The sequence below is a fragment of the Monashia sp. HAY1-5C genome (genome assembly GCF_056755255.1).
The window spans coordinates 1-273 of record NZ_JBPGXG010000351.1; the positions used below are offsets into that span (position 1 = coordinate 1).

General features: G+C 57.9%; 1 protein-coding gene. It reads left to right on the forward strand.

Annotated elements, in window-relative coordinates:
- The coding region (locus ACR9ZK_RS21985) for an oligosaccharide flippase family protein (protein ID WP_481344076.1) at positions 1 to 273 on the forward strand (273 nt) is incomplete at both ends.

A 273-nucleotide genomic window follows, 5' to 3' on the forward strand; every position in this document is an offset into this window, starting at 1 on the left:
GCCGCACGTGGGCTGGCGATCTGTATCCTGTTCGCGATCTTTGCCTATCCTACAGCCGTCCTGTTCGACGAGCCCAGACTGACAGGCGTAATGCTGGCACTTGGCGTCAGCATGCTGATGGGTGGTCTCACCAATCCGCGCCGTATCATGCTCCAGCGCGATCTGATTTTCTGGCAGGAATTCGTGCTTGCCGTTTCACAGAAGTTCGCCGGCTTCGTCGCATCGGTGGCAATCGCGGTCATCTATCAAAGCTATTGGGCGCTGGTCGTCGGT